This window comes from Streptomyces sp. NPDC059443, assembly GCF_042750105.1.
GTDB lineage: Bacteria > Actinomycetota > Actinomycetes > Streptomycetales > Streptomycetaceae > Streptomyces.
On record NZ_JBHYVM010000002.1, the window covers coordinates 212,264 to 226,116 of the forward strand.

Consider the following 13,853-nt stretch of genomic DNA (forward strand, 5'->3'; position numbering starts at 1 on the left):
CCGAATCCCGTTACTCCGAATACTTCGATTACTTCGATTACTTCGAATGGGTCGCGTCGTTCGAATGGTTCGCATCGCTCGACAGCAAGTGGTGGACGAGGGCGGCCAGCGCCCCCGTGCCGGAGCCCGGCAGCCGCGCGTCGCACCGTACGACGGGCACGTCCGGCCCGAGCCCCAGCGCTTCCCGTACCTCGTCGGCGGTGTAGCGGTGGCCGCCGTCGAACTCGTTCACGGCGACGATGAAGCCGATCCCGCGCCGCTCGAAGAAGTCCACGGCGGGGAAGCAGTCGGCGAGGCGGCGCGTATCGGCGAGCACCACCGCGCCCAGCGCGCCCGCGCACAGTTCCTCCCACAGGAACCAGAAGCGCTGCTGGCCGGGCGTGCCGAAGAGGTACAGGACGTGCCGGTCGTCCAAGGTGATCCGGCCGAAGTCCAGGGCGACGGTCGTGGACGTCTTCGCCTCGACCCCGTCCAGCGGATCGGCGGCCTCGCTCAGCCCGCTCAGCAGTTCCTCCGTGCTCAGCGGCTCGATCTCGCTCACCGCACCCACGAAGGTGGTCTTGCCCGCCCCGAACCCGCCCGCGACCAGGATCTTCAAGGTCGCGGGCAGCCCGTGGGCAGGCGACTCAGAGCCTTTTGCGCAGGCCATCGAGCACCGCCCGGAGCAGGGTCTGGTCATCGGCGGCGAACGATCCGCCGGCCGGGAACCGCGGCGCCCGCACCGTCACGGCCCCGTGTTCCATCAGGTCGGACAGGAGCACCTTGACCACCACCGCGGGCAGTCGCAGGTGTCCCGCCACCTCGGCGACGGTGACGGCGGCCGCGCCGGCGCACAGCCGGAGCGCGAGAGCGTGTTCGGCGCCGAGCGGTGCGCGCGGGCGTACGCCGGTCGCCGTCACCAGCGAGAGCAGGTCGAGGGCGACGGCCGCCCGCGTCCGCCCGCCGCTCGCCGTGTACGGGCGCATCACCCGTCCCGCCGAATCGTCCAGCCATGGACTGTCACGCGGCTCCCCCGATGCCGTCGCCCCCGTCGTCCCCCAAGTCCCGACCCCCCTCGTCGCGGCCCGCATCACTCCGCGTCGGCGGCGAGCCGCCTCGGCGGCGCCGCCAGGTACGGGCGCACGCTCTTGACCAGCATGGCCATTTCGTAGCCGAGCACGCCCGCGTCGGCCTCCCGGTCCGCCAGTACGGCCAGGCAGGTGCCGGATCCGGCCGCCGATACGAAGACGAGGGCGGTGTCGAGCTCCACCACCACCTGCCGGACCTCGGCGCCGTCCGCGAACCGGGATCCGGCGCTGCGGCCCAGCGAGTACAGCCCGGAGGCGAGCGCCGCCAGGTGGTCGGCGCTGTCCGCGTCGAGCCCGTGCACACAGGTGACGAGCCCGTCCGCGGTCAGCAGTACGGCGCTGCGCGTGTACGGCACCCGTTGGACCAGGCCGCTGAGCAGCCAGTCGAGGTCCGAGAGCCGACTGGTCGTGGTCGCCACTTCGCCGCCCATGGGGGTGCGCTCCTTAACTGCCGGATGAGTCGGATGAGTCGGGTGAGTTGGGTGAGTCGGGTGAGTTGCGGGGGCCGGTTGAGAGGCCGGGGTCACGTCTGGTGCTCCGACTGGGCGAGACCGAAGCCCCGTTGGAAGGCGGCCATCAACCCGGGGTCGTGTACGGGCTGTTCCGCGCCGGAGCCCTCGGCCGGCCGGGGTACGGGTGCCTCGCGCAGCTGGGGCGCGAGGTGGTGCTGGGCCCGCCGCCGGGGCAGCGGCGGCCGCTCCTCACCGACCCGGGCGGCCGGTACGGACGGCTGCACGGCGGCCGGGGCAGCGGCCGGGGCAGCGCTCGGAGCGGCGCTCGGCGCAGGAGCGACGGGGGCCGCCGGGAGCACGGTCGCGGCCCGCTCGGCGACGGCTTCGAAGACCGGTTCCGGTTCCGGCTCCGCGAGCGCCTCGACCCGCCGAGGCGCCGTACGGGGCTTCGCGCCGACCACGTCAACGGCCCATGCGGGTACCCCCGGCGGGACGGACTGGGGCGCGGGAACCGGTTGGGCCCCGGGGCCAGGGGACGGCTCCGGCCTGGGCAGGCCCACCCGTACCGGCTCCAGCGGCGGCGGCTGCGCACCCGCCCCCTCGCCGGTTCCCCCGGATCCCCCTGATCCCCACGAGGTGGCCCGCGAGCCGCCGAGCGCGTCGGCGGCGGACGGGGCCTCCGCCCCCAGCAGTTCCTGGGGCAGGACGAGGACGGCCAGCACCCCGCCGTAGATGTTGGACTTGAGCTCCACGGCGATCCCGTGCCGCCGCGCCAGCGCCGAGACGACGAACAGGCCGATCCGCCCGTCCGCCAGCAGGTGCCGGACGCTGATCTGGTCGGGGTCGCCGAGCAGGGCGTTCATCCGGTGGGCCTCCTCGGGCGGCATGCCGAGCCCCCGGTCCTCCACCTCGACCGCGATTCCGGCGGTGACCCGCTCCGCACGCACCACGACATCGGTGTCGGGAGCCGAGAACACGGTGGCGTTCTCGACGAGTTCGGCGAGCAGGTGCACGACGTCGGCGACGGCGTGGCCGCGTACGGTGCCTCCCGCCGGGGGCACCACCTTGACCCGGGTGTACTGCTCGACCTCCGCGACCGAGGAGCGCAGTACTTCGCTCAGGTCGATGGGCCGGGTCCACTGGCGGCGCGAGGCGGCGCCGCCGAGTACGGCGAGGTTCTCGGCGTGGCGGCGGATCCGGGTGGCGAGGTGGTCGACGTGGAAGAGCTCCTTGAGCAGGTCCGGGTCCTCGACCGTGTCCTCCAGGTCGTCCAGCAGCGAGATCTCGCGGTGGACGAGCGATTGGAGGCGGCGCGCGAGGTTGACGAAGACCTCGACCTTGCGGTCGCTGTCGGACGGGGTGACCGGGCCGCCGAGGCGGACCAGGGTCACGTAGGCCTGTTCGCGCGCTCCGCGCAGCTCCTGGGCGAGCAGCCAGAACTCGTCCACGCGCCCCGTGTCACCGCCCAGCCCCGGCCCTCCGGGCCCACCGCGCACCGGACGGCCGGGCACCTCCCCGCGCTCCAGCCGCTCGGCGGCCGTACGCAGCTCCTGGCGGCCGCGGACGCTGGAGCGGCGCAGGGCCTCGCAGCGGTCGCGGACGGAGTTGGCCGCGCGCTGGGCACCGAGCAGAGCGGCCGCGAGCGCGCCGACCACGAGCAGGGCGCAGCCGGTGAGCACCGGCCAGAGCCTGGCGTCGCGGTCGCCGGCGCCGCCGCCGAGCTGGAGCGTGAAGATCACCGCGGCCGCACCGCTGAGCCCGGCGGCGAGCGTGGGCAGCACGGCGGAGCGGACCAGCTGGGGGCGTATCTGCCGGCCGGGACCGGTGACGGCATGTCTCGACGGGGCGTGGCGGGCGGCGCGGAGTCCGGACATCGGCGTCCTCGGTCAGTGGGGCCCGGCCCCCGGGCGTCCCGGGTGCCGGTGTTGATCACCGGATACCCACGCTAGACCGCACGATCCCGCCCTGGACGCCCAGTTGGGGAACTTGCCCCGGGTGCTTCCCGCTCCCGATGGAGCGCTCGCACGACAGCCCGAATGCGCCGTGGGCGCACACGCCCCGGCGCCGGAGGCGCGCGCCGACACCCCTCGACGCGCACCCGCACCTCGCCCCCCGCCCTCCCCGGGGGCCGCGGCCGGCTACCCGGGAGTCACATATTCAATCTCGGCATCTGCCACTCAAACCTGCATATCTCCTATGTAGATGCAACCCAGAAGGACTGTTAGAGTCCGCATGCGCTGCTCACGACAGAGTGGCGAAATGGCCGGTCCGAACCCCTGGTCTGCCCCTGAGCGGCGTACATCCGCGAGGCAGGCGGCCGTTGTGATGCCGTGACAGCTCCAGATGCCGTGACAGCTCCGCACCGACGACGCCCGCCGCCCCTGCCCCCGGGGCCCGGCCCCGGACCCGCGCCGCGCCCTGCCGTGCACCTTCAAGGCCCAGCGCATCCCGCACACCGCACACCACATCCCGCTTACCGCCCACCACATGGGGAGATCCACATGAAGACAGGACTGTTGCGCCGTTACGCCACGGGCAAGGCGCTGATCCTGGGTTCCGTACTGGCCCTGGCCGTACCGGGAACCGCCTACGCCAACACCGTGAGCGTGACCGTGAAGACCCCCGGGGCCACCAGCGGCCCCGCCGCGGCCAACTCCGAGATATCGACCCACGCGGACTGCACCTCCGGCCTCGCCTCCGGCGGCGGGATCAACCAGGCCATCGGCACCGGCGCGAGCGTGAACGGCAACCACGTCAACGGCACCTCGCCCAGCTCCGACGGCACCACCGAATACACCGGCTCCACCGGTGTCGTCGGCACCGACGTGACGCACTGGCTCGGCATCGGCGGAAGCGGGGGCCAGGTCAACGCCTCCTTCTCCACCACCCCCTACGCGATGTGCTTCACCAGCAGCCTGATCAACCACACCCAGGTCGTCATGAACAAGGCCAACACCCCCACCGCCGGGGTGACGGTGGGCCGCGTCACGGCGACCTGTCCGGCCAACACCCGCCTGCTCGGCGGCGGCGCCCGTACCACCCCGGGCAACACGGGCAGCTTGAAGTCGATCGCGAGCTTCCCCACCTTCAACAACTCCGCCCACGACTTCGGCGCGAAGGCCGCGGCGGACGGAGAGACAAACCCCGACTCCTGGACGGCGGTCGGCTGGGACTCCGGCGCCAACGCCGCCAACTACACCTACGCCTACGCGATCTGCAGCGGAAGCGGCATCAACGTCAGCGGCGCCACCGTGAAGGTCCGCTACACGGAGGTGAGCGGCCCGACCTCCGGCAGCACCGGACAGACGGCGACCGCGGGCTGCGGCGGCGGTGACGGGAACCTGGTCAGCGGCGGCGCCGCGATCAGCGGAGGCAGTGTGACGACCACGGACTTCACCGGTCCGGGTTCGGGCGGCGACCACCTCAACGGCAGCTTCCCCAGCAACTCCGGCGGCACCCCGGTCGGCGACGGAACCACCACGGCCGCCTACTGGACGGCCTCCGCCCACACCGGAGGCCAGTCCTCGCCCGGCACCTACACCGACGCCTGGGCACTGTGCGCCAACGACGGCGTCTGAGGCACCGGCTCCGAACAGCCGGAGGGCCGACCCCGCACATGAACGTCAAGAGAGAGAATCCGATGAGCACGAAATTCCGGCGGGGCTCCGCCACGGGCAAGGCCCTGATCCTGGCCGCCCTGCTGACCGTGGCGGTGCCGGGAGCCGCGTACGCCAAGACCGTCGACGTCACCGTCACCAGCCCCGGGGCCACCATGGGCCCGCCGACCCCCTTCACCGGGGTCTCCTCGCACGCGGACTGCGCCGACGGGCTCGTCTCGGGCGGCGGTGCCGACCAGGCCATCGGCGACGACGAGATGTCCAACGGCAATCACGTGATGGGCATGGTGCCCAGTGCCGACGGCGCCACCGAGTACACCGACGCGCCGGGGATCGTCGGCAGCGACGCCACGCACTGGATGGCGTTCGGCGGGAGCGGGAGCCGCAGCAGCACCGCCTTCTCCACCACCCCGTACGTCATCTGCCTGCACAGCAACCTCATCAGGCACACCCAGGTGGTCATGAACAAGGCCGTCGGACCGACCTCCGGGCTCTCGTCCAAGCTCGTGACGGCGACCTGCCCGGCCAACACGGTCCTGATCGGCGGCGGAGCCCGCACCACCCCGGCCAGCGTCGGCAGCCTGAAGCCGATCGCCTCCTTCCCCACCTTCAACGACGCCGGGCACCACTTCGGCTCGATCGCCGCGGGCGACGGCGAGCGGGACCCCGACTCCTGGACGGCTGTCGGGGGGATCGGCGGCGGACGCGGCGCTGACAACATGACCTACGCCTACGCGATCTGCAGCACGGGCGACATCAGCCTCAAGCACGTCTCCACGACGGTCCACTTCACCGAGGTCAGCGGCCCGAACACGGCCTCGACGGGACAGACCGCGACGGCCGGCTGCTCCCGCGGGGAAGGGCAGCTGGTCAGCGGGGGCGCCGCGATCAGCGGCGGCAACGTGACCACGACCGACTTCAGCAAGGCGACCTCGGGCGGCCCCCACCTCAACGGCAGCTTCCCCAGCGACGCCGCGGGCACCCCGGTCGGCGACGGCGGCGCCGACCCGTCGTACTGGACGGCCGCCACCCACAGCGGTGGTTCGCCCTCAGCGGGCAGCTACTCCGACGTCTGGGCGCTGTGCCTGGACGTGCAGCACGGGCACAAGCGGTAGCTCCACGAGCCGAGCGGCATGCCGAGAGCGGACCCTCCTGCGCCAGGAGGGTCCGCTCTGCGCGATCGGGAGCCCGAAGGCCCCACGGAGCTCGTAGAGCCCGTAGCCCTACGAGCCCACCAGCCCTACGAGCCCACCGCCTCCGGCTCCTCGCGGCCCGCCGGCGGGGTGACCGTCTTCAGAGGCTCGGACACGGGCTCGGACACAGGCACGGGCCCGGACGCGGCAGCCCCAGAGGCGGGCCCGGACGCGGCCGCAGGTGCGGACGCAGCCACCGGCCCCGCCGCCACGAACGGCCGCCACCACGCCCCGGCGGGCACGTCCGCCGCGCCCGGCTCGAACGGCTGCCCCGGCACCGGCAGGGCGATCGCCGCCCCGGCACCATCCGCCGCGGCCACCGTGCCCTCGCCCGGCTCGTCCCACGGGTGCGGGGCCAGGTTGAAGGTGCCCCAGTGGATCGGCAGCATCGTGCCGTGCGGCACCCCGCCCTGGAGGTCGAGGTGGGCGCGCATGCCCTCCTCCGGGGTCATGTGGATGTCCGGCCAGTATTCGGAGTAGGCCCCGATCTGGATCATCGTGGCGTCGAACGGCCCGTGCGCGGCGCCGATCTCCTTGAATCCGGGGAAGTACCCCGTGTCCCCGCTGTGGTACACCCGGTGCTCGTCCCCCGCGACCACCCAGGACGCCCACAGGGTGAACTGCTGGTTGCGCAGGCCGCGCCCGCAGAAGTGGCGGGCCGGGGTGGCCGTCAGGGAGAGCCCGGCGACCTTGGTGGTCTCGTTCCAGTCGAGCTCGCGCACCCGGTCGGCCGGGACGCCCCAGCGCTCCAGATGGGCTCCGACGCCGAGCGGGACCGCGAAGATCGTGTCCGTCCCGGCCAGTTCCTTGATGGTCGGCAGGTCGAGGTGGTCGTAGTGGTCGTGCGAGATCACCACGACGTCGACCTCGCCCAGCGAGGCCAGCGGGACCGGCACCGGGTGCAGTCGCTTGGGGCCGGCGAAGGGGAAGGGAGAGCACCGGTCGCCCCAGACCGGGTCGAACAGCACCCGGCGCCCGTCGATCTCGGCGAGCACGCTGGAGTGCCCCATCCAGGTCAGCCTGAGCCCGCTGGCCGGCGGCTTCGCCAGCTCGGCGAGGGTCGTCGGGTAGACCGGGATGGGCGCGCCGGGATTGCGCCGGAGGCGCTGCTCCTTGTGGAAGTAGATCTTGGCGAACTCCGCCATCGAACCGGAGGGCCTGGTCCGGGCCCCGACGGGATTCTGGAACACGCCGTCGGCGAAGTTCGGCGAGCTCCGGATCCGGTCCAGCCGGGCACCGGACGGGTCGGCGCCGAAGGCTTCGGGCCGCAGGGCGCGCAGCCGTGGACGCAAGGGACGGGAGCCGGTCAAGGCGCCTCCTGGGAGGGGTGGGGACAGGACGTTCTCATGGCTTACCACCATCCCAACGCACCGCACTACCGAAGGATTCCATTTCGCGCTCCCGGACGCGCCCCGGCACCCCGCCCCGCCCGCGTACCCGCGCCCGTCGGCACGTCCTACAGCGGCAGCAGGTCCGGCCGCTTGGGCTCCACATGGTCCCCGGAGGACTCCCCGCGCAGCCGCCGCCCGATCCACGGCACCAGGTACTCGCGCGCCCACTGGATGTTGTCGCGGGTCACGTCCACCGAGCCGCGCGGCCGCATCGGCGGCCACGGCTGGTCCGGATCGGCCGGGGTGTCCAGGCCGAGCACCTGGGCGGCGCGCAGGGCGACCCGCGTGTGGCCCTCGGGCGAGAGGTGCAGCCGGTCGTCGTCCCAGGCCCGCCGGTCCTGTACGGACTTCAGCGACCAGAGGTCGAGCACGGGGCACTCGTACCGGTCGGCGATGGAACGCACGTGCGCGCTGTACGTCGCGATCTTGCCCCGCATGTGTTTGAGGACCGGCACGTCGCGGGTGTCGAACCCGGTCGTGATCATCACCTGGCCGACCGATCCGGTGAGGTCGGCGACCGCCGCCTCGAACCGCTGCGCCACGTCGTCCGGATCGCTGCCGGGCCGGATGATGTCGTTGCCGCCCGCGCAGAAGGTCACCAGGTCCGGTGCGAGCTCCTTGGCCCGGGAGACCTGCTCGGCCACGATCTGGTCCAGGAGCCGGCCCCGGACGGCCAGGTTCGCGTACCGGAAGTCGTGCTCTTCGCGCTGATCGGCCAGGAGTACGGCCAGCCGGTCCGCCCAGCCGACGAACGTTTCCCCGGGTCCCGGGTCGCCGACGCCTTCGGTGAAGCTGTCCCCGATCGCCGCGTACGAGCCGATGGTCTTGAGTGTCGTCGTCACTGTCGTCGTCGTCGCTGCCACGGGACCACATCCTTCACCCCGGCGCCCGACCTACGCGACCGTAGCCAAGGGTTGACGGACCGTGATCTTTGCCACCCGCCGCACGAGGAATACCGCACGTGAGGCCGGGACCCCCTTCGGGTCCCGGCCTCAGACGGGTCGGACGGGTCGGACGGGTCAGATGCTGACGCCCTTCGACCGCAGGTAGGCCAGCGGGTCGATGTCCGAGCCGTACGAGGGCCCCGTGCGGATCTCGAAGTGGAGGTGCGGGCCGGTCACGTTGCCGGTGGCGCCGGAGAGGCCGATGCGCTGCCCGGCGGTGACGCTCTGGCCGACCGAGACGGACAGCTGGGAGAGGTGGCCGTACTGGCTGTACTTGCCGTCCGCGTGGCGGATGACCACCTCGTTGCCGTACGCGCCGCCCCAGCCGGCCGAAACGACCGTCCCCGCGCCGACGGCCTTGACGGTGGTGCCGGTGCTCGCGATGAAGTCGACACCCGTGTGGTAGCCGCTGGACCACATGGAACCGGCGGCCTTGTACGGGGTGGAGGTGCCGCCGCTGACCGGGGCGACGAACCCGGCGGAGGCCGGAGCCTCCTGCTGCTGCTTGACGGGGGCCGCCTTGGGGGCGGGGGCGGCCGGGGCCTCGGCCGTCGAAGCGCCCGAAGCGCCCGAAGAGTCCGAAGAGTCCGAGGAGTCGTCAGCGGAAGCCGAGGAGTCGTCCGACGAGGTGTCAGCCGCGGCGGAAGAAGGCTTCCCGGCCGGCGCCGGCGCCTGCTCGGCCGCCGGGGCCGCGCCGCCGGCGCCGGCGCCGAGGGTCAGCTTGAGGCCCGGGTGGATCAGCGACGGGTCGGAGCCCACGGCCTCGCGGTTGTCCGCGTAGAGCCGCTCCCAGCCACCGGTGAGGTGCTGCCGCGCGGCGATCTTGGAGAGGTAGTCCCCCGGCACCACCGTGTAGACGGTGGGGGCGGCCTGCGCCGCGGCCGGAGCGGCCTGGAGCGCGGCCGGCACCTGGGCGGCCCGCGCCGCCTGGACCGGCACGGTGGCAGGTGCGGCGGCCGGGGCGCCGGCCGCGTGGGCTCCGGCGGCCCCCAGCAGCGGGAGCGCGAGGGCCGCGCCGCCGGTGCCCGCAACGGCGAAACCTCGGGATATCGAGCGGGACTTCGGGCGGCGGTGCTTACCCGTTGCGGTCATGGCGAATTCCTCTCCGACGCCTGCGAGGTGAGCTGTCGGGTTCGGACGGGAGATGTCCGGCCATATCCGCGCCGGTGAACGGTGCGTGTACGGCTTCACCCCGAGCTGTCCCGTTGTAAAGATCCGGTGGGGATCGGGAACAGCGGCTTACCTGGTTCCCCCGCTCCTGCCACGCGCGTGAATAGTCGGGTGCGGTTGCCGGACGGCGGCAGGATTAGGCGGTCCATCCGGATCGATCGCGAACGTAATCGAGTCCGGCCGCACAGAACAAGTCACGAATTCACTGAAGGATTCTCAGGAATGACGGCCCGCCGGAATTCCGGTCACCCTGTGTCCATTCCCTGCCTTCAACAGCCGCCCCGACAAGGCAATTCGGCATTAACGATCAGGCACTCACGGTCACCGTATGATCTGGCTCACGGGGAGGTGTCCGATCTCGCCTCTCGCCATGGCAAGTTGTTCCCAAGTAGCGTAATTCGGACACTCTCGACGACGACACGGAGGAGCCCCTGTGACCCAGCGGATACCCCAGACCCCGCAGCCCGATCCGGAACGGACCGGAGTGCGCAACTTCCGTGACGTGGGCGGGATGCCGACCACGGACGGCCGGAAGGTCAAGCCGGGACGACTGTTCCGAAGCGGACATCTCGCACATGCCACCGAAACCGGCGCGGAATTCCTCGGCTCGCTCGGGCTGCACACCGTCTTCGACTTCCGCAACGCCGCCGACCAGGCGCTGGAAGGCCCGGACGTCGAGCTACCCGGCGTGCGGAACGTGAACATCCCGCTGTCGGACCCGGCCGACGGTCGTGAGTTCTGGAAGATGGTCCGCGACGGGGAAGCCGGCCAGCTCCACGAGGTCCTGGGTGACGGCAAGGCCGTCGAGCGGATGATGCGTTCCTATCGCGGGATCATCAAGACCCGCACCGCCGAGCACAGCAGGGTGGTGCACGCCCTCGCCGAGGACAGCGTCCCGGCCCTCCTGCACTGCGCGGCCGGCAAGGACCGGGCCGGCCTGTCGATCGCCGTCGTCCTGCTCGCGCTGGGCGTCGAGCGGGAGGCGATCGTCACGGACTACCTGGAGTCGAACGCCCCGCACAACCAGTACCGGGTCCGCCGGAGCACCGACGAGGCCCCGGTCCGCACCCCCGAGGTGCTCGAACTGCTCGCCCCGCTCTTCGACGCCCGCGCCCAGTACCTGACCGCGGCCTTCGAGACCGTCGAGGAGGAGTGGGGCGGGGTGGAGCGCTACCTCGCCGAGGGCCTCGGGCTCGCGCCCGAGACCCTCGACCGGCTCCGCGACCGGCTGCTGGACTGACGTCCCGCGAGGCAGGCCGTCGCCCCGGCGGCCGGTTCGGCGGCCCGGCGCTCGCCCCGGACCGCCGGTTCACCAGTTCACCGGTTCGCGACGGCCTGCTTCACCAGCGTCCTGCCGAAGTCCCACATCAGCGCGCCACCGCCGTGCGCCTCGTCCATGACCTCGCGGAAGGCCCCGACGAACCGGTCCACGTCCGCCTCGTCCACGATCAGCGGCGGAATGAGCTTGATCACTTCCAGGTGGTCCCCCGACACCTGCGTGAGGATCCGGTGCTTGCGCAGCAGCGGCACCACGACCATCTGCGCGAACAGCCCCTTGCGGGCCGCCTGCAGCATGGTCCACCGGCTCCGCAGCCCCAGCGAGGAGGGCCGGCCGAACTCGATGCCGATCATCAGCCCGCGCCCCCGTACCTCGTGGAGCAGCTCGTACTCGTCCACGAGCGCGGCGAGCCGGCCGCGCAGCAGGTCGCCCATCGCCCGGGCGTTGGCCACCACCCCCTCGTCGTCCATGACGGAGAGCACCGCGAGCCCGGCCGCCATCGCCTGCGCGTTGGAGCCGAAGCTCGCGGAGTGCACGAGGACCCGGTCCATGGAGGAGTAGACGCGTTGGAAGATCCAGTCCTTGCCCAGGGTCGCGCCGACCGGTACGTAGCCGCCGCTGAGCGCCTTCGCTACGCACACCAGGTCCGGTTCCACGCCGGGCTCGTGCTGATAGGCGTAGAACTCGCCGGTGCGTCCGAGGCCCGTCTGCACCTCGTCCGCGATCAGCAGGGCCTTGTGCCGGTGCAGCAGCTCCTGCGCGGCGAGCAGGAAACCGGGCGGGGCGGCGAGCACCCCCTTGCCCTGGATCGGCTCGACCACGAAGGCCGCCACGTCCCCCTTCCGCAGTTCCCGCTCCAGTGCGGCCAGGTCGCCGAGCGCGATCTTGGTGTCGGGCAGCAGCGGGGCGAAGCCCTCCCGGAAGCCGCCCTCGCCGTTCACCGAGAGCGAGCCGGCGGTGAGCCCGTGGAAGGCGTGGTCGCAGTAGAGGATCCTGGGCCGCCCGGTGGCGTACCGGGCGAACTTCAGGGCGGTCTCCACCGCCTCGGTGCCGCTGTTGCCGAAGAACACCCGGTCCAGGTGCGGGCTGTACGAGAGCAGCTTCTCCGCCAGCAGCCCGGGCAGCGGCTGGCAGTCGAAGCGGGTGAGGTCGGCGAGCTGGGCGTCCAGGACGTCGTGCAGGGCCTGTCTGACCACCGGGTGGTGGCGGCCCAGGCCCATCACCCCGAACCCGGCCAGCATGTCGAGGTAGTCGTTGCCGTCGGCGTCCCAGAAGTGGGCTCCCTCGGCCCGCTCGTAGACCTTGTCGAAGCCGATGGTGTGCAGCATCCGGGGCAGCTGGTGGTTGAGGTGACGGGCGTGCAGCTCGTACCGTTCCCCGCCGCGCTCGGCCAGCAGCGCGCCGAGGTCGAAGCCCCCGGCCCGGTCCCCCCGGCCCTCCTGCCCCGCCCGGGCCCCGCTCATGCCGAGGTGCCCCGGCTTCCGCCCACGGTCTCCCGGGCCGCGCGCAGCGACTCCTTCAGCGACCCCATGGTGGCGAGGACCGCCGTGGGCTCGTAGCCGCAGTGCGCCATGCAGTTCGCGCAGCGCGGGTCCTTTCCGCGGCCGTACTTGCTCCAGTCCGTGTCCTCGATGAGTTCCCGGTACGTGGGCACGTAGCCGTCGCTCATCAGATAGCAGGGCCGCTGCCAGCCGAAGAGGGAGTAATTCGGAATGGCCCATGCGGTGCAGGGGAAATCGGCCTTGCCCTCCAGGAAGTCCAGGAAGAGCGGGGAGTGGTTGAGCCGCCAGCGCCGCCGGTTGCCGCCCGCGAAGGCCTTCTTGAAGAGTTCGCGGGTCTGTTCCACGCCCAGGAAGTGTTCTTGGTCGGGGGCCTTCTCGTAGGCGTAGGCGGGCGAGATCATCATTTCGTCGACCTGGAGGTCGTCATTGAGGTAGTTGAGCACCTCGATGATGGTCTGCGGGGTGTCGGTGTTGAAGAAGGTGGAGTTGGTGGTCACCCGGAACCCGCGCTTCTTCGCCTCCTTGATGGCCGCGACCGCCTCGTCGAAGACCCCTTCCTTCGCCACCGACTCGTCGTGGCGCTCGCGCAGTCCGTCGATGTGCACGGCGAAGGCGAAGTAGGGGGACGGGGTGAACTTCTCGATCTTCTTGCGGAGCAGCATCGCGTTGGTGCAGAGGAAGACGTACTTCCGCTTCGCCACCAGCTGGCGCACGATCTCGTCGATCTGCGGATGCATCAGCGGTTCGCCGCCGGCGATGGACACCATCGGCGCGCCGGACTCCAGCACGGCGCCGACGGCCTGGGCCACGGGCATGCGCTGCTTGAGCACCCCGGCCGGGTGCTGGATCTTCCCGCACCCCTCGCAGGCCAGGTTGCATGCGTAGAGCGGTTCCAGCTCGACGATCAGCGGGAACTTCTCACGCTTGCGGAGCTTCTGTTCGAGCAGGTACGTCCCGACCCTGATGGTCTGTCGCAGTGGCATGGCCATCTGGCTCACCTCCTGGGGAGCAGCAAAGAACGGTGCCAGTCATAAAACGCGGGCAGCACGGCACGCAGTACGCGAAAGGCCGATATTCCTCCGCGAACGGTGCCAATACGGACGAGCTCATGCTCCGGAGCGTCCACGATCACCCGGACGGCCGCAACCGGGCGGGGGCGGGGGGGGGGGGCGGGGCGGGGGGGGGGCGCCCCCCCCCCCGCCCCCCCCGGGGGGGGCGCGGCTGAGGGGGGCACCCCC

The 13,853-nt window shown here is 71.9% G+C and carries 12 protein-coding genes, 1 pseudogene and 1 riboswitch; of the genes and pseudogenes, 3 read left to right on the top strand and 10 right to left on the bottom strand.

Annotated features, from left to right (window positions below; translation table 11 throughout):
• Positions 1 to 37: 37 nt before the first annotated feature.
• The 4 genes from ACFXDJ_RS02650 to ACFXDJ_RS02665 form a co-directional block, all read right to left on the bottom strand.
• Positions 38 to 649 (bottom strand): ATP/GTP-binding protein, encoded by a 612-nt coding sequence (locus ACFXDJ_RS02650; RefSeq protein WP_384847536.1) that lies wholly within the window; start codon positions 647 to 649, stop codon positions 38 to 40.
• The gene (locus tag ACFXDJ_RS02655; protein WP_384649175.1) at positions 627 to 965 is read right to left on the bottom strand and encodes a DUF742 domain-containing protein; all 339 of its coding nucleotides are present in this window, start codon (positions 963 to 965) and stop codon (positions 627 to 629) included. Before ACFXDJ_RS02655 ends, ACFXDJ_RS02650 begins: the two co-directional genes overlap by 23 nt.
• 104 nt (positions 966 to 1,069) lie before the next feature.
• Complete coding sequence (locus ACFXDJ_RS02660) at positions 1,070 to 1,498, bottom strand: roadblock/LC7 domain-containing protein (protein ID WP_330299600.1); 429 nt, start codon at positions 1,496 to 1,498, stop codon at positions 1,070 to 1,072.
• A 92-nt stretch (positions 1,499 to 1,590) separates the two neighbouring features.
• Positions 1,591 to 3,393, bottom strand: a complete 1,803-nt coding sequence (locus ACFXDJ_RS02665; protein ID WP_384649173.1) for an ATP-binding protein — start codon at positions 3,391 to 3,393, stop codon at positions 1,591 to 1,593.
• 627 nt (positions 3,394 to 4,020) lie between these two features.
• Here ACFXDJ_RS02665 and ACFXDJ_RS02670 point away from each other — a divergent pair.
• The gene (locus ACFXDJ_RS02670; protein ID WP_384649172.1) at positions 4,021 to 5,097 is read left to right on the top strand and encodes a hypothetical protein; all 1,077 of its coding nucleotides are present in this window, start codon (positions 4,021 to 4,023) and stop codon (positions 5,095 to 5,097) included.
• A 62-nt stretch (positions 5,098 to 5,159) separates the two neighbouring features.
• The gene (locus tag ACFXDJ_RS02675) at positions 5,160 to 6,251 is read left to right on the top strand and encodes a hypothetical protein (RefSeq protein ID WP_384649170.1); all 1,092 of its coding nucleotides are present in this window, start codon (positions 5,160 to 5,162) and stop codon (positions 6,249 to 6,251) included.
• A gap of 125 nt (positions 6,252 to 6,376) precedes the next feature.
• Here ACFXDJ_RS02675 and ACFXDJ_RS02680 read toward each other — a convergent pair whose 3' ends face one another.
• The 3 genes from ACFXDJ_RS02680 to ACFXDJ_RS02690 all read right to left on the bottom strand — a co-directional run bounded on the left by ACFXDJ_RS02680 (position 6,377) and on the right by ACFXDJ_RS02690 (position 9,756).
• The gene (locus ACFXDJ_RS02680) at positions 6,377 to 7,639 is read right to left on the bottom strand and encodes an MBL fold metallo-hydrolase (RefSeq protein WP_384847539.1); all 1,263 of its coding nucleotides are present in this window, start codon (positions 7,637 to 7,639) and stop codon (positions 6,377 to 6,379) included.
• Positions 7,640 to 7,785: 146 nt separating this feature from the next.
• Complete coding sequence (locus ACFXDJ_RS02685; RefSeq protein ID WP_384662756.1) at positions 7,786 to 8,583, bottom strand: SGNH/GDSL hydrolase family protein; 798 nt, start codon at positions 8,581 to 8,583, stop codon at positions 7,786 to 7,788.
• A gap of 156 nt (positions 8,584 to 8,739) precedes the next feature.
• On the bottom strand, positions 8,740 to 9,756 hold the full coding sequence (locus tag ACFXDJ_RS02690) for a LysM peptidoglycan-binding domain-containing M23 family metallopeptidase (protein WP_384662753.1): 1,017 nt from the start codon (positions 9,754 to 9,756) through the stop codon (positions 8,740 to 8,742).
• 4 nt (positions 9,757 to 9,760) lie between these two features.
• A riboswitch (cyclic di-AMP (ydaO/yuaA leader) is annotated at positions 9,761 to 9,954 on the bottom strand.
• Positions 9,955 to 10,267: 313 nt separating this feature from the next.
• Between ACFXDJ_RS02690 and ACFXDJ_RS02695 the strand changes: the two genes are divergently transcribed.
• Complete coding sequence (locus ACFXDJ_RS02695; RefSeq protein ID WP_384847542.1) at positions 10,268 to 11,074, top strand: tyrosine-protein phosphatase; 807 nt, start codon at positions 10,268 to 10,270, stop codon at positions 11,072 to 11,074.
• Positions 11,075 to 11,151: 77 nt separating this feature from the next.
• Here ACFXDJ_RS02695 and ACFXDJ_RS02700 read toward each other — a convergent pair whose 3' ends face one another.
• The 3 genes and pseudogenes from ACFXDJ_RS02700 to ACFXDJ_RS02710 form a co-directional block, all read right to left on the bottom strand.
• Complete coding sequence (locus tag ACFXDJ_RS02700) at positions 11,152 to 12,576, bottom strand: aspartate aminotransferase family protein (protein WP_384662747.1); 1,425 nt, start codon at positions 12,574 to 12,576, stop codon at positions 11,152 to 11,154.
• Complete coding sequence (gene hpnH / locus ACFXDJ_RS02705; RefSeq protein WP_384662744.1) at positions 12,573 to 13,604, bottom strand: adenosyl-hopene transferase HpnH; 1,032 nt, start codon at positions 13,602 to 13,604, stop codon at positions 12,573 to 12,575. Before hpnH ends, ACFXDJ_RS02700 begins: the two co-directional genes overlap by 4 nt.
• Before the next feature lie 5 nt (positions 13,605 to 13,609).
• Positions 13,610 to 13,768, bottom strand: a pseudogene (locus ACFXDJ_RS02710) (1-hydroxy-2-methyl-2-butenyl 4-diphosphate reductase); the annotation flags it as partial.
• Positions 13,769 to 13,853: the final 85 nt, after the last annotated feature.

Coding starts and splice junctions, on each gene's coding strand:
- ACFXDJ_RS02650 (WP_384847536.1), bottom strand. CDS start 649: ATGGCCTGCGCAAAAGGCTCTGAGTCGCCTGCCCACGGGCTGCCCGCG.
- ACFXDJ_RS02655 (WP_384649175.1), bottom strand. CDS start 965: ATGCGCCCGTACACGGCGAGCGGCGGGCGGACGCGGGCGGCCGTCGCC.
- ACFXDJ_RS02660 (WP_330299600.1), bottom strand. CDS start 1,498: ATGGGCGGCGAAGTGGCGACCACGACCAGTCGGCTCTCGGACCTCGAC.
- ACFXDJ_RS02665 (WP_384649173.1), bottom strand. CDS start 3,393: ATGTCCGGACTCCGCGCCGCCCGCCACGCCCCGTCGAGACATGCCGTC.
- ACFXDJ_RS02670 (WP_384649172.1), top strand. CDS start 4,021: ATGAAGACAGGACTGTTGCGCCGTTACGCCACGGGCAAGGCGCTGATC.
- ACFXDJ_RS02675 (WP_384649170.1), top strand. CDS start 5,160: ATGAGCACGAAATTCCGGCGGGGCTCCGCCACGGGCAAGGCCCTGATC.
- ACFXDJ_RS02690 (WP_384662753.1), bottom strand. CDS start 9,756: ATGACCGCAACGGGTAAGCACCGCCGCCCGAAGTCCCGCTCGATATCC.
- ACFXDJ_RS02700 (WP_384662747.1), bottom strand. CDS start 12,576: ATGAGCGGGGCCCGGGCGGGGCAGGAGGGCCGGGGGGACCGGGCCGGG.
- hpnH (WP_384662744.1), bottom strand. CDS start 13,604: ATGGCCATGCCACTGCGACAGACCATCAGGGTCGGGACGTACCTGCTC.